The organism is Candidatus Uabimicrobium helgolandensis, from assembly GCF_041508025.1.
GTDB lineage: Bacteria > Planctomycetota > Uabimicrobiia > Uabimicrobiales > Uabimicrobiaceae > Uabimicrobium > Uabimicrobium helgolandensis.
Window position 1 is genome coordinate 7,647,039 of the sequence record NZ_CP165719.1, and the last position, 15,934, is coordinate 7,662,972.

Genomic DNA, 15,934 nt, shown 5'->3' on the forward strand with positions numbered 1-15,934 from the left:
AAGATATTTAGGTGAGATTGAAGGCATAAAACCATACTAGAATAATAATGATTTTGAAGACAGCCTCAGTAGAAGAATTAAAATCAATAGTCCAAAAAGCCAAATAGTAAAACGATTTTTTCAACTGCTTAGACGCATCCTCATTCAAATAAAAAGACGCGACTGTGGCCTTGACTAATAGGGCCTGTCATCATTCAAAGTGTTTTTTCGAGCCCGAGCCCATTTCCGAGCCCGAGCCCGAGCCCGATTTAAAAGCTTTTAATCAAAGAAAGTAAGCATTGTTACAATTCGTAAAAAGTTCTGTTTTTTTACCATCTTTAGAAAGTTTTCGGAAACGGACTCGGGCTCGGAAACGGGCTCGATACTTTTTGTAGTATTAACACAAGGCAATGGCACCTGTTTATTCTCACCGGCCGAATGATGACACGCCTTAATAAAGTGGCAAATGATACCTGCTAATTTCTTTTTCATTATGATCAGTCCGATCATCGGTGGTGGGCTTAAAAAATTATAGATATTCAGTTACTGGATCGCCTGTCCTAGACAGGCACTTTTCTTATCATGAGTTGATATTCTAAGTTGGTTATTGGCTCGCGAAAACATCCTGCAATTTGATAATTTAGTCTTTTGTAAAAACTTATATTGCGGCTGGTAAAAGTTTCAAGATAAGTTGCGATTCCCAAACTGTCAGTTTTTTGCAATATACTTTTAACTAAATTAACTCCAAGGCCTTGTCCTTGAAACTGAGGATGCACACCAACGATAGAAAGATACCAAGATTTTTTATCAAGTAACTGTTGCGATTTATCATCCATAAATCCACTGATACTTTTATAAATTTCCCAGCTTTTTTTCCCCATTTGACCAAGAATAAACTGTTTCCTTTCATCATTTTTTTGTATTTCTAATTCTTTTCCCAGAGGTTTTCCCCAAGTAGATGCTCCATAATATTCATTTTCTGGAAGATATAATTCCCCATATTTTTTAGCTTCTACCATTGAGAAGTCCATATATCTAATAACGGCTTCTTTTTGATTACCAACATCTACAGATTCTTCTAAAATTTGGAAATAAGAATTACTGCAAAGAGAGTAATATAAAGATTCTGCGTGTTTTCTATATGTAAATTCCATCGATAACCCCATAAACGAAAGAAAATATTCATTTTCTTATAAAACCTTAAAATTATACCTACATTTCAACCGCAATCCCAACTATAATATTTACAAAATCTTCCTGTTAACAGAAAACTTTTATACATTATATTTATGCGACTTGCTCCAGTTGAAATAATAATCTTGCGACGGGTATTAAAGGATTTGTATACTAATTTAGCTTTTTCAACTGGAACAATTATATTGTAAAGTAAACCACCTTATCTGAGTGATTTAATCACTTCTTACGAGTCTGGCTATGTTTCTTGATAAAATCTCTGCTTCTTTTTGCTGTTTATCGATATTTATTTCACGAAGACGTTCAATTAACCAACTGTAATGAATTAATCCATCCCCAAATAATAGCTAATTGCCCAACTTGTAGGTCCTTTTCTTTAGTCATAATTTTACCTTTCTGTTGGTAAAAATTTCCGTGCTCGGCCTTGATAAGTGCAGCTTTAGTTTTGATGTTGGGACTTTTCGCGAAATTTGTAGCGGTGTTAAACTCCTAACAGGTTACGAGCTAACAATCCCGTAAAAACTTACTTCCTTCTGGAGTAATTTCATGACACTGTTCCGAACCCCCCCAGACGCGACACCAACTCTTCGCGATCAATTTTGTATTGGAACCTTCCCCCTCAAACCAATAATAAAATCCTCCATACATACCTGGAATAGGGAACCATACTCTTATCTCTTCTTTTTCAAGTAGATGAGCTAATTTGGGGAATATAACCTCTTGTTCAATAGTTTTAATAGCATCAAGAGAAATGATTTCAATAATTCTGGAGCGAATAAGTTTGTAAAAATTTTCTTGAATTCGTTCCAAAATTTCAAAAGGTATATCTCTTTGGTACATCGGCTCTAATATTTCCAGCAGATGATTATGTCCATTTTTTTTGGCGATATCAATTGCTCTTTCACCGTACTTGTTTTCCAATGTGCGCAGCGCTCCTTTTTCCAACATTTTTTGAAAAAATTCGATCGGTGCTCCTTTGTAAGCAGCATAGTGTAGTGGACTATAATCCATACTTTCATCTACAAGCATGGTTACAAATTCAAACCATTCATCATCAAGAATTTCTGCTGCTGGTTGCCAGTTTTCTGACTTTATGTAATCGATAAAATCATCTTGCATAACATTAACACTACTGACATATCCTCGTGTAGTAGTACCATCCCATGTAATGCATAAAGGCATTTCTTGTGGATCGAATTTACGTTTTTTATTCCGCATAATTTTTTATCTCATATCACGTTGTATTTTACAATATTAGCAAATTTAATATTACTACCACTTTTTAGATTTATAATAATATAGTGTGGCAAAAAACTACTTTCCGCACTATATTATTATAACCCAACCTCTTTTTTTTTCCTGTAAACCAATACCCAAATCTTCCTCCTCTTTTATAATACAAAATTCAAAAAATATACAAAAAAAACGGACAACTGTAACTCCAATCCACACTAGTTATTTAAATGGACTTCATTTACTTTTGCTTCATCATATTTATTTCACTTCTATTTACTTTTTGAAAAAAATTATACAAAATAGAGATTCTAGATTTAGATTTCTTTTTACTTCGACCTACAAAATAGTTTTGATAGATTGCAAATATAAATAAACATTTATGATTCCAAGCAAATTTAAGACTCGGGCTCCAAAAAATAGGCAATATTTTTGAATGATGATAGGCTCTAATACCACTTAAGAGAAATCTGTACTCAAAAATTTTACAACTTTTACAAGGAGAAGAAAATGGATCTCCAAAGGCCATGCTCCACACTTACTATAGAGCTAATAAAATACATACAACAAAACCCTGAGACCATAAGTCACATGAATAAATTTTTATTAAAATACCAGGACGCTATTTTTAACTTTGTTTTATTTACAATTGGAAATTATCACGACAGCCTAGATCTTACCAACAAAGTTCTATTAACTCTTTCACGCAAAGTAAAAGAAATGAAAAAAAAAGAGTCTTTTAATTTTTTGGTAATCAAAGTTATTAAAGGAGAAGTAAGAAACTATTGGCAAAAACAACACACTCACAAAATGAAAATGCTAAAGCGAGCAATACTACACAATAATGAAAAAATTTCCTTTTTAGAAACACTAGAAAGTAACGAAGCCAAAGCCGGAGAAATACTCGATTTTTTTGTTATTCGCGATATTATCGAAAATTCTCATGATTCATATATTAAAGATATATTTGCGCTGAAATACCGCGATGGAAAAAGCCTATTAGATATCGCTCAGAATCTTGGTATTAGTAAACATCAAGTAATAAAATCTTTAGATTGTTTATACAAAGAAGTAACAACAATTCTAGGAAATGTAGATAACTAAACCCAGAAGAAACGAGGATAAAATCTTGAAAAATAGAGTTATTTTTTATTCTACGATGTAAAATTATCAAAAAAAAATAGTCCTCTTCCATAAAACATTCTCTTGGGAAAACAACAATATACAAATAGATGTTATACAAATCTTTCAAAGGTATTGTTACTTTTTTGTATTTGAACAGATTCTTGCTTGCTTCCAATAAGTCTTGCTTTCTTTAGCAAGCTACAACTCTATTACTGTTATTTAACCACAGAATTTTCGCAATTTCTCATACCATCCATTGTAAACATATCTGAATTACTGAGATACTTCCTTCAGAGAAATTCCCATTAATGATAAAATTAGAATCACAATTTCTTCTATTTTCGTTAACAAGCACATTTTTTTTATAAAAAGCAGACAATCCCAACTCCTACCCACACTTTATTACTAGAGGTGAATATTAAATGCGAATCTCGGAAGTTCTACCAAACTGGAATTCATCTCGAATGTTGCCAATATTTGCGATATATACGATGATGTTTTTGCACTATTGACAGTTTACCTAAATTATCTTGTATTTTTACGGAACGGACTCCGGCACAAGTCGCTAGAATAATGTACACAGCAAAATTCTGGTTGTTGCTATTTTAAGGAGATATAGATGAGTAATTCTAAAAAAGATGCCGACAAAATATTACAAAATTGCGCTAACTTCTTTTATTCTATGAAGCCAAACGAAAATGACAGCCAACAAAAAATTTCTACTCAACTAAAGACTAACGAAAAAAACAAAACACTTTCTGTTGCAACAGACCCTTTAAAATCAAACCAGGGCAGACCAATACAACGTATAGGTCGTTATCAGATTATTCGCAAGTTAGGGGAAGGAAATTATGGCCAAGTATTTTTAGTTAAAGACCTAGAGTGGAAACGAGAGCTGGCACTCAAAGTTCTTACTGGAGGCGCTATGGCTAATGAGATATCGGTTAAGCGTTTTTACCGCGAAGCGCAAGCTATTTCGCAATTAAAACATCCTAACATTGTTGGGGTATACGAAGTTGGAAGGGATAAAAGTAATCATTTTTATACAATGGATTATATTTGCGGACAATCCTTAGCAGATGTGCTACATAAGGAAAAGCGTCTAAGTGCACACAGAGCAACTCGCCTTATGATTAAAGTCACTAAAGCCGTCCACTACGCGCACCAACAAAATATTATTCATCGCGATATAAAACCAGATAATATTATGATCAATAATTCATCTGAACCATTTCTTGCGGATTTTGGACTAGCTAAAGCAACCCAAGGAGGTACACGACTGTCTAAAACGGGCGACATTAGCGGAACACCAGCATATATGGCTCCTGAACAAATTTCAGGTAAAAGCCGCCATATTGCTGAAGCTGCTGATATTTATAGTTTAGGTGCGACTCTATACGAAATGATTACTGGGCAATTACCTTTTCCTGGCAAAAACACTATGGGAGTCTTATATCGCGTTGCTAATGAAGCTCCACTACCACCTAGAGAAATCAACAAGAGTATTCCTCAAAATTTAGAATCCGTTTGTTTAAAGTGTTTAGAAAAAGATCCTAAAAAACGTTATTCTACAGCTTTAGAAATGTGTGAGGATTTAGGAAGATATTTAAATGGACAATCCATTAGAGCTACTCGTTCTAAAACCCCCAAAAAATGGCTACTACCATATAGAATTATCGAAAAAATTTTATTTGCTATTGTTATTTTAGGTTTTATTGTTTTTATACAACACCAAAGTGCAGAACTTACAGATAAGCGTACGCGAGTCAAAAACATCGAACAAGAGAGAGACAATACTTTAGGTCAAATCAAAAACATCGAACAAGAAAGAGACAATGCTTTAGGTCAAATCAAAAACATCGAACAAGAAAGAGACAATGCTTTAGGTCAAATCAAAAACATCGAACGAGAAAGAGACAATGCTTTAGATCAAATCAAAAACATCGAACAAAAAATCAAAAAAAGTATGGCGCAACAAATCAAAAACCAGTCGGAACATATGGAAAATTTTATTCCAATGGTAAAAGGATTAACAGGCATAACCCCCAGAGATATGTTTCTATTACCATACTTTGTAGAAGTAGGGAATCTTCCTAAAAGATTAAAGACAATAGATCACTTTAATTATGCCTTAGGCTTCGCAGCTATGGGGGCAATATCTAAAGAGGATAAAAGCTTTACTTCTCTCATACGAGGAAAAGCATATTTTCTATTCTACAAAAAAGAAAAAAAACAAGAATATCTAGAAAAAGCTATTAACGAATTTGATAATGCTATAAAAATAAACAACAAAGAATACGAAGCAGCAGTATTCGGATATAAATGCGCAGAGATTATAGAGAAATCAAAGAAAGCATCAAGTTTTATTGAATGTTTACCACCGAAAGGAAAAAGTGTATATTTTTATTTTCGCGAAGCTATAAAATATAAAAAATTAGCACTCACCGAGAAAAACAAGAAGCACTATCAAACTAGCATTAAATATCTCGACAAAGCGCTCAAGAAAAACCCTGACATGAAAATAGCACTTCTTGAAAAAAAAAGCATCTTGCAACTTACCAGAAACTAGATCGCTCCAGCTCGAATATATTTTAAAAGTAAATCGTCTTATAGTAGTTGTAAAACTACTTTCTACGTAGAGTATTTCGATAGCCCCAAACGATCAGGTTCTTATCCGTACTACCAGATAAAATATATTGATCATCGCCAAAAAATTGTACAGTGTTTACGTCGGAGGTGTGGTTTTTAAGTACGAGTAACTGTATCCCTGTTGGCAAGCTCCATATACGAACGGTATTGTCCTTAGAGCAAGAAACTAGCCTATCACCGCTTTTATTAAATCCTAAACTTTTCACTAAGGTTTTATGCCCTCGGATATCGAGAATTTTTTCTCCTGACACAAAATTATACACAGCGATGTGACTTCCCGTAGCAATAGCGATTTGTTTTTTAAAAGGACGAAACATCGTACTGCAAATTGTATCTTTCGCAATAGAGAATTTGTGCTTTTCTTTTTGTGTTGTTGTATCATAGACAACACAAACCCTATGGCCCACTACCGCAAAGTATTTTCCGTCTTTAGAAAAAGTCACTTGTTTCGGAGTATATTCAAACTTAGATTCGCATAACATTTTACGAGAGTTCAAGTCAAAAAGACGCACAGAACGATCTCCTTCAGAGATCATCAAATTGCCATAAATATCAAAAGAGCGTACATCACTGCGAAACGCTTGAAATTTTTCGTTTTTGTGTGAATCGATATCTGTCAACTTAATATAACCGTTGCTGTGATTGGAGACAATGTATGTCCTATTTTCTATATCGACAAATTTACACGCGCGCGCATCACTATAACAAGGATAACGTTGAAGTAACTTATGTTGCGACAAACTATACAAGTAAATGAAATGCTGCGCAGCAATTGCAATCAGGTTTTTCTCCGGATGAATGTCACAATAAAAAATAGATGTATTCATCGTAATAGTGCGCTCGCCGTTAATAAACGGATCCCATATTTTCATACTACCATCGCGCGAAGTTGAAATAATATGATTTGTACCGCGTATATAGGAACAAGAAGTAACGGCGTCGGCATGTCCACGGAAAGTTCTCACCAAAGTTTTATTTTCGATATCCCAGACTTTCACTACATTATCTTCTCCGCCGGAAAGAATATATTTATTATCCGCGGAAAAATCCAAGCCGTAAATAATTTTAGTTACGCGTTTAGTTGAACTGTCATGTTCTTGCAATGTTTTCAAACAGCGACCATCTTTCATGTCCCAAATTTTAATTTGAGAATCGTTCCCTGCTGTTGCCAAGTACTTGCCATCATCACTAAACCTACAAATGCGCGTCATTCCTGGATGTGTGAGTTTATATACATTTGTTCGCGTTGTAATGTCGAGTATATGTACTTTGTCAAATGCTCCGGTATACGCAAGCCAGTTTTGTCGCCGTGGGTGAAAATTTCCATAACGTATATTTTCGTTTTCTTCGTGCTCAAAAATCTTTTGCTTGGTAACTAATGAGAAAAAAATGATTCTTTTTTCACACACTATCGCCAGAATATCCTCGCTATTTATAGCTAAATGCCGAATGCGACTTTTAAACTCCCAACGTTTCTCTTTACGTTTTGTCAGCATATTCCACAGGGTAACAACCTCATCATCAGCGACAACTAAATACTTTCCCTCATTGGTAAATGCACCATACAATGCATCATCATCCTCCATTTCTAAAGTGAACATTTCTTCTTCCAAAGACAGTGGCCAAATTTTTAAACGATTTTTTTCCAAAGAGGCAATCATTTTTTGCGAATAATTTATGGCAATCTGCCCTGACTCGTGATGTTTGCGACTTCGCACTTCGTTGTGACTTTTTTCGCGCAAATAATACCATTCCCAATTGCGCAAATATTTTGGACAGTATTCTGTCGAGGTGAGTAGTTTCTCTGCTAGCGCAATATTGTTATTACTCAAATAACTATCACTCATCGCTATAACATACGGATAAAGACTTTCGCGTGAATTTTTACGTTCTTGTTGTAGTTCTTGTTGCTTTTTGCCCAATAATTCTTCTTTTTTAGATATCTCACCTTCTTTTTCGTTTAGTTTTCGCATTAGTTGTTCTTCGCGCTGCGAAAGCTCAATTTGTTTGCGCGTTAATTGTACACTAAAAAAGATAAGAAGCAGAACTATTGCCGCGGTAAAAAGAGTCACTATTGTTGCAACAACAAGGTTACGTCGCCACCACTTGGCGAAGTTACTATACATATTCGGTGGTTTAGCGGTGATAGGGCGATGATCTAAAATGTTTTGTAAATCTTGGGCAAAAGCATGTACGCTTAGATAGCGTTTTTGAGGCCTTTTCTCTAAACACTTTAAACAAACAGCTTCCAATTCAGGAGAAATTTCAGGATTCAGAACTCTTGGGGCTACGGGCTCAGCATTCATTACTTGGTATAAAATATTTACCGGCGTTTTTCCTTGGAAAACACGCCTCTTAGTCAAAGCCTCGTATAAAGTAGCTCCTAAAGAATAAACATCTGTACACACATCGAGCTTTTGCTCATGGACTTGTTCAGGCGAAGCATATGCTGGTGTTCCCACAAAATTACGCGATAGAGACAAATCACTGTCAATAATCTTTGCCAGACCAAAATCCATTACTTTAGGTATATTATTCTTCGAAAGCATTATATTTTCAGGTTTTAAGTCGCGATGAATGATCTTATTATCATGTGCAACTTGTAACGCTGTTGCTGCTTTTATAAAAATAGTGATAATTTCTTTTTCGTTTAACTCAAAATTTTTAATGTAGTGGTCTAACGAATATCCATTAACATACTCCATCGTAAAATAATTCGCCGGACTTTCACCAATTTCAAATATTTTTACTATGCCAGGATGATCGAGTATCGCAATTGCTTTGGCTTCTTGTTGAAAGCGCTTAATTAGGTTAGAACTGACCCCTTGTATAATTTTCAGAGCTGCATGGCGATTCAGCTTGTGGTCAAAAATTTTAAAAACAATCCCCATACCACCGCGACCTAGCTCTTGCTCTATTTTGTAATGTTTGAAAAACGACCCAACACTAAATGTTTTATCACGTTCACTTTGCGAAAATAGATCAACAGTCTCTTGCTCTACAAACTCCAAAGAAACAGCATTGTTTTGTATTACTACTTTGTATTCATTTTCTAAGGCCGAGTATTGCTGTGGATTGATAAATTTTCCATATAGAAGTACTTGTGCTAAAGAAATTTTTTGTTCGCCTTGTAAATGGCTTTTCTGATAATCAAGGCATTTTTTTAAATCTTGCTGTTGTAATCGCGGACCAAGTTTTTGCCTCACAAAATGGTCAAAATTCATAAAAACCTCTACTTTATACTTTTAGCTAACGTAAATCAGACCAAAATAACAGTGACAATCGCACAGGTGTCGTCTAGTCATCTTGCGACGAATAAATCCACGGAAACGTTTCTCCGTTATTCAAACTATCCATTTCAAGGTACAATGCCTCACCTAAAGAACCAGGGCAATTATTCTCTTTTTCTTTCATTTGTTTCGCTATAAATTTAGCCATATTTAGCAGTTCAGGATGCCTCATTGCCTTTACAATATGATGAGTGTAAATAGGCAGTCGTTTTTTAATACAGTAACTAATGTCTTTTTCCCACCTACTCATTATATGTTTGCAGTATCTTTTAGCTTCTTTCGGATGTTCATCAAACGCCATTAAAGCAGCAGTTACTACAACTCGACTATGTAAACGCCACTCATCTAACACTTCAAAGGCTCTTTGTCGTCTGATTTTCGTATTAATACGAACTCTTAACACAGCCGCCCTTTCTCTACTACTTACACGAGGCCAATCTTTCGTCAATTTCTTCATGACGTAGTCTTTTGCCTCTTCTCCCAGTACATTAAGGCAACTACAAATAACTTGAGGTTCTCGACGTTCTTTAATTAAGCGCCGCGCATCATCCTTTGCTTCTTCTCCTAGCAACTTAAGACAACTACAAATAACATCAAAAGATTGATGTTCTTTAATCAAGCGTCGCGCTTCATCCTTTGCCTCTTCTCCTAGTAACTTAAGACAGCTACAAATAACCTCTTTGTCTTGATGTTCCTTAATCAAGCGCTGTGCATCATCCTTTGCCTCTTCTCCTAGCAATTTAAGACAACTACAAATAACTTGGTATTCTTTATGTTCTTTAATTAAGCGCCGTGCATCATCCTTTGCTTCTTCTCCTAGTAACTTAATACAGTTACAAATAACTTCTTTGTCTTGATGTTCTTTAATTAAGCGCCGTGCATCATCCTTTGCTTCTTCTCCTAGCAACTTAAGACAACTACAAATAACATCAAAAGATTGATGTTCTTTAATTAAGCGCCGTGCATCATCCTTTGCTTCTTCTCCTAGTAACTTAATACAGTTACAAATAACTTCTTTGTCTTGATGTTCTTTAATTAAGCGCCGTGCATCATTCTTTGCTTCTTCTCCTAGCAACTTAAGACAACTACAAATAACTTGATGCTCTTGATGTTCTTTAATTAAGTGCCGCGCATCATCCTTTGCTTCTTCTCTTAACAAATTAAGGCAGCTACAAATAACATCAAAAGATTGGTGTTCTTTAATCAAGCGCCGTGCATCATCCTTTACTTCTTCACCTAGTAACTTAATACAACTACAAATAACTTGAGGTTCTTGATGTTCTTTAATTAAGCGCCGTGCATCATCCTTTGCTTCTTCTCCTAGCAACTTAATACAACTACAAATAACTTCTTTGTCTTGATGTTCTTTAATTAAGAGCCGTGCATCATCCTTTGCTTCTTCCCCTAGTAGCTTAATACAAATGCAAACAATATGAAAATCGTTATGCTCTTTAATCAAGCGCCGCGCATCCTCCTTAGCTTCTTTTCTTAACAACTTAAGACAATTAACTAATGTCATTTTAGCTTTGTTTGTTTTGATTAATTGAAAAGCTATTTCTTTTGGTTTTTTATCTAATAACTTGGCACAAATGAGTGCGCTACTCCAAGGTAAAAAGGATTGTTTGTAAAGAACATCCTTCGCTATTTCTTCTGCTTGTTTTTTATTATCGGCATGTTCTAAATGAAAGGAAAAATATCTATAAAAATAGTACGGCGAATTAGCAGGTATTGTGTTCCAGCCGCTTGGATATTCCTTTTTGTAGGCATCAATAAGTTTTTGATGTGATTTTTTTTGATCGCGTTGTTCTAAATGGACATTTCGATAATGCAAATAATCGCGTTGTAAGTCGTGTAAGATTACACTATTTTCATCGTGACGAAAAATTAAAGAAGAATCAAGTAATTCATCGACAACCTCCAGTGCATCTCTACCATCAAGTTCTTCTTGGCGCCAGTAAATAGCTAGTACAGACTCAGGTATAGGGGTTTCTTCGGGAAAAATCAGAAGTTCTAAATAACATCGTTGGGTTGATAATGGTAGAAATTCGACACTAACATGCAACGCTTTAAAAAGATTGGGGTATGGATAGTTTGTAAATTGATTGCTAATTTTTTGCAATTCAGCATTTTGTAAACGTTGTAAAATTAACCGCCAACGACTGCTAGGCTTTCCTTTTAACATTGCGCCAACGATACTGATAGCTAGTGGTAGACCACCACACTCTTCTAAAATTTCCGAGGCTTCAGCTGGTATAGTATCACTTGTTTTATCTGATTGACAGCATAGCAATTCTAAGGATTGTTGCTCTGACAATAGACCAACCTCGCATTCTTTTGCTCCCACGGCTTTTGCTATTTGCAAGTGACGCGTGGTAATTAGTAGTGAACTAAAAACATCGAAATACGATAAATCTTCTATTCTCCAAACATCATCCACAATAAGTAAAATTTTCTTATTGGCTAAATTTTTATTTAACAGTTTCTTGCCGCGCTTGGGGTTTTGCAAAGCGATATCTGGTATGCCAAAATACTCTAGGATATCACTCTGAATTTCATGAATATTTGGTTCTTGCCCCAATGAGATCCAAACAATTCCATGTTTGAAAACACTACGCACTTCATCGGATCTTGCTAATGCTATTGCCAGAATGGATTTACCTATTCCTCCCATACCTTGAATACCAATAGGGTTAGCGACTCCTGTGATACTTACTTTTTCGGCCCCTTGTAGTATTGAATCTAAAATAGGAGTTAAATATTCGCTGCGTTCTATGTATTTAGGAGGAAGATATGGTACATTGTACAAACGTGCTTTTATTTGTTCTAACTTATCATTATCAGTATCTATGAAATTTTTCTCTAATTCTAATCCTTCGCCAAGCGCTACTTGATAAAATTCATTTATTTTTCGATGATTTACTAGATACTCTACGACATTTTTACAATAAGTAACTGAAAGGTTTGATTCGGGTATATTTTTTGGGTTAATGTTGATTTTCATCAACAAAGAATGTAATTCCTCTTTAGATATATCATTTATTTTTTCTGCCCGTGAAATTACTTCATTAGGCTTCATGGGCTCCATACGCTTCTCCTAGGTTAATATATAACTTTTTCTGATGCACTTTAGAATACACTCAAGATCCATTTTGTGAGGCTATGATATCAGAAAACAGCCTTGTTATATAATATAGAATTCAAACATTACAGGCAAGAATATGTTTTGACAACAAGTTAGGAACAGCCAAAATCAAATTTTCGATCACGACAAAAAATAACAATAAAATCTCTCGATAATCTTATATTTATTGGGCTATTTAAGATAAAAATATTTTGCTAAGATCACAAAAAAGTATAAAATAAGGGACATAACTTGCGTTTGGAGTAAACAACAAACAAAACGACATAAAATAGATCATTACATTAAGAAATAAAAGTGGGCTTATACCACAATACCTGAAAGTATAAACAACATGCTTAAAATTATTGGGGCTGCTTTACCAAGAACAGGAACAATGTCTGTTAAGAAAGCATTTGAAATTCTCGGAGTAGGCCAAAGTTATCACATGCACGAAGTGTTCTTACACACAGATCACGCTGCCATTTGGAATAATATTCATAACTCAACTGTAGACTGGCCAAGTTTACTTAGTGGATACTCTGTCACCCTCGATACTCCAGCCTGTCTTTACTGGAGAGAACTTTATTCTGTTTTTCCTCAAGCAAAAATTCTCTTGTTACAACGCGATCCTGAAAAGTGGTACGATAGTGTCTACACAACAATTTATCAAGTCATCCAAAAAAAAGATATAGAGACAAACCTGCCTTTACAAATGGTAAAAAATTTATTTTTCCTACAATTCATGGAAGGGTGTTTTGAAGATAAGGCATTCGCTATTGACAAATACCATCACTATTGTCAGGAAGTAAAAGATATAATACCAAAAGAAAAGTTACTCATTTATGAAGTATCACAAGGATGGCAGCCTCTTTGTCAATTTTTAGGATGTAATATACCTAACGAAATATTTCCTCAAAAAAACATTCGCAAAGAATTCCAGCGGCAAAATAATATAAAATGATAAATAAGTAACGCGAAAAGCTCTTTTACAATACCAAGATCGAAATAGAATCAGGTTTTGAGATAGTTAGTAATACATAGAATTTGAGAATTACAAAATTTGTGGAGTTTAAAAATGAAAGACAAAAACCTTATGGGCTGGACTAAAATCATTGCGATCACAATTATAACAACAATTATAATGGGCATTACCGTAGGAGTTTTAGGAGATACACTCAATCTAGCCTCAAGTATACGTACAGCAATTATTGGTGGTACAGCAGGACTTACCGCAGCATCTTTAATCACTTATCGCAACAAGTAACATATGGCAAAAATTGTCATTACCAAAAACTTATACAGATCAGGATAGTAATGACAAAATCACCCAAAATTAAACTTTCGATCATGACAAAGAAACAAATTCCCTCTTAACTTGTCGTTGGCACAAATATCACCTTAATATAATACCCAAAATTATTTTAAATTGATGACAAACCTTAAACAATCGGATAGTTTGTACAAAATTAAAAATTATTTTACATTTCAAATACATGGAGATAGAAATGAAAAAAATACTAACCGTTATTTGTGCTCTAGCTATCATTGCTACTGCCGTTATTGCAGGTTTTGTGATGACTGGTGGCGATATTGGCTTTTTAATCAAGCAAGGTATTCAGGACAAAGGCTCCGAGGTCATGGGCGTACCTGTTACTGTTGAAAACGTAGATATGCCAATACTAACTGGTATAGGAAAAATAGAAAATCTCATTATTACCAATCCACAAGGTGAAGAGTCAGACTACACTTTTAAGATGGGTATTTTAAATATAGAAATCGATCCAGAAACCATAAAAACAGAAAAAGTACGCATAAAAAAATTAATTATCGACTCTCCTGAAATTTCATTTGAAGGAGACATCAAAAATAATAATATCATGCAACTGCAAAAAAACATACAGGCAAACAAAAAAGACGAGAAAAAGAAAGAAAAGAAAGTACAACTAGATTATTTGAAAATCCAAAATGGCAAATTGAAATTACAATTTAAAGGTCTGAAGTCAAAAACGATTACATTAGCTGATCTAGAATTAGAAAATATTGGTAGTGGTGGAGATACTTCGATCTCCGAGATGGGTCAACAAATTATGCGACAATTTCTAAAAATTATTACCGCTACCTTAAAAAAAGAGATGGGTGGCAACATTAAAAAAATAAAAGACAAGATAAAGCCTCCATTCAAAAGACCAGGCCCTTTTGGTAAATAATCTCTATTTAAAGGACTTATATGGATTTACACATTGAAAACATGTACGACATTGACATTCAAACTCCTTTGGATCGTCAGGGAAAACCCCTTGACTACCAAGCAACAATCAAAATAATAGAGGGAAAAATAGATACACAATGTCCAATGATAATTACTAGTGATCTTCATAGTAATACAAAACTTGTGCTTGATTATCTCGAAAAAAAATTAGAAAAAACCAAAGAGTGGACTTTTATCAGTGCAGGAGACATGGCTGGCAATGGTAAAAAAGGTAGTAATGGCGATGCTACTCCAAATTTACAGTGGGCGCAAGGATTATTCCGTCGCATTTATTTTGTTCAAGGAAATCATGATTTAGAATCATCTATCACAAAAAGTATGAAAAACTCGGATGGTACATACTGCCATATTTCGCGAAGAATTCAAGAGATTGAAGAATTAGGATATATCGCTGGCATAGACGGCATTATGTCGACAAAAAAAAAGCTGCACCGTATTTCCCCTAAAGAATACTTTAGAGAAATAAAGCGTCTAACAAAAGAAAAACTAGAATGGTTAATAACCCACGAAGTTCCTTGTATTCCCTCTATTTCAAAACAAAAAAAAGGTAGCAGTGAGTTAGCTAAAATAGTTATAGAAAATAATGTCAAACATCATGTTTTTGGACATTGCTACTTTCCTCATTGGCACGGGACTATTAAGAATAGTCGGTTTTTGGCGGTAGATGGTCGGGTTTTATTATTACGTCCCATTTAACAAATTCGAATTTCGTAAAAAACTTTACTAAAAATCAAAACACAATATTACTTTCTACAAACAAAATTTTTTTATTCACAAGGTAATTTCCTACTCTTAAATAAACAAGCATAGATACGTCCCCACACAGTTTTAGTAAAAAAGATTAGGCGTGTCGCAATTTGACAAAATTTGAAATCGATCCTGGTCCTGTTCCCGAAAATAAAGCTCGCGAGCTGTTTCACTAAAATTGATACTGTAATTTCTATTTATTTCAGGAAGCTATTTGCACAATTTCTCTATACTTTAAAAAAAATGAACGAACTTTTCAGGAACAGGATCAGGATCGAAAAGCCCATAAAAACAGATTCAGCTTTATTATTTCAATTATTCTTCTAA

At 34.5% G+C, this 15,934-nt stretch carries 10 protein-coding genes; 6 read left to right on the top strand and 4 right to left on the bottom strand.

The features are described 5' to 3' along the window. Window positions 1-539 precede the first annotated feature (539 nt). Complete coding sequence (locus tag UABHE_RS28295; RefSeq protein ID WP_372366680.1) at window positions 540-1,133, bottom strand: GNAT family N-acetyltransferase; 594 nt, start codon at window positions 1,131-1,133, stop codon at window positions 540-542. Window positions 1,134-1,677: 544 nt separating this feature from the next. After that, window positions 1,678-2,391: a hypothetical protein gene (locus tag UABHE_RS28300; protein WP_372366681.1), complete on the bottom strand. Its 714-nt coding sequence runs from the start codon at window positions 2,389-2,391 to the stop codon at window positions 1,678-1,680. Between the two features lie 525 nt (window positions 2,392-2,916). On the opposite strand from UABHE_RS28300, the gene UABHE_RS28305 reads away from it, so the two are divergent. Beyond that, window positions 2,917-3,510: a sigma-70 family RNA polymerase sigma factor gene (locus UABHE_RS28305; RefSeq protein WP_372366682.1), complete on the top strand. Its 594-nt coding sequence runs from the start codon at window positions 2,917-2,919 to the stop codon at window positions 3,508-3,510. Between the two features lie 640 nt (window positions 3,511-4,150). After that, the gene (locus tag UABHE_RS28310) at window positions 4,151-6,100 is read left to right on the top strand and encodes a protein kinase (RefSeq protein ID WP_372366683.1); all 1,950 of its coding nucleotides are present in this window, start codon (window positions 4,151-4,153) and stop codon (window positions 6,098-6,100) included. Between the two features lie 55 nt (window positions 6,101-6,155). Here the strand turns inward: UABHE_RS28310 and UABHE_RS28315 are convergent, their stop codons facing one another. Beyond that, entirely contained in the window at window positions 6,156-9,404 is a 3,249-nt protein-coding gene (locus UABHE_RS28315) for a WD40 repeat domain-containing serine/threonine protein kinase (protein WP_372366684.1), read from the bottom strand. 73 nt (window positions 9,405-9,477) lie between these two features. Beyond that, window positions 9,478-12,555: an NB-ARC domain-containing protein gene (locus UABHE_RS28320; protein ID WP_372366685.1), complete on the bottom strand. Its 3,078-nt coding sequence runs from the start codon at window positions 12,553-12,555 to the stop codon at window positions 9,478-9,480. Window positions 12,556-12,943: 388 nt separating this feature from the next. On the opposite strand from UABHE_RS28320, the gene UABHE_RS28325 reads away from it, so the two are divergent. The 4 genes from UABHE_RS28325 to UABHE_RS28340 all read left to right on the top strand — a co-directional run bounded on the left by UABHE_RS28325 (window position 12,944) and on the right by UABHE_RS28340 (window position 15,556). Further along, window positions 12,944-13,552: a sulfotransferase family protein gene (locus tag UABHE_RS28325; RefSeq protein ID WP_372366686.1), complete on the top strand. Its 609-nt coding sequence runs from the start codon at window positions 12,944-12,946 to the stop codon at window positions 13,550-13,552. Window positions 13,553-13,666: 114 nt separating this feature from the next. Further along, window positions 13,667-13,855: a hypothetical protein gene (locus UABHE_RS28330; protein ID WP_372366687.1), complete on the top strand. Its 189-nt coding sequence runs from the start codon at window positions 13,667-13,669 to the stop codon at window positions 13,853-13,855. A gap of 241 nt (window positions 13,856-14,096) precedes the next feature. After that, window positions 14,097-14,798, top strand: coding sequence for a hypothetical protein (locus tag UABHE_RS28335; RefSeq protein ID WP_372366688.1), 702 nt, complete (start codon window positions 14,097-14,099; stop codon window positions 14,796-14,798). A 20-nt stretch (window positions 14,799-14,818) separates the two neighbouring features. After that, a complete protein-coding gene (locus UABHE_RS28340; RefSeq protein ID WP_372366689.1) occupies window positions 14,819-15,556 on the top strand; it encodes a metallophosphoesterase in 738 nt (245 codons plus the stop codon). The last annotated feature ends 378 nt before the right edge of the window (window positions 15,557-15,934 follow it).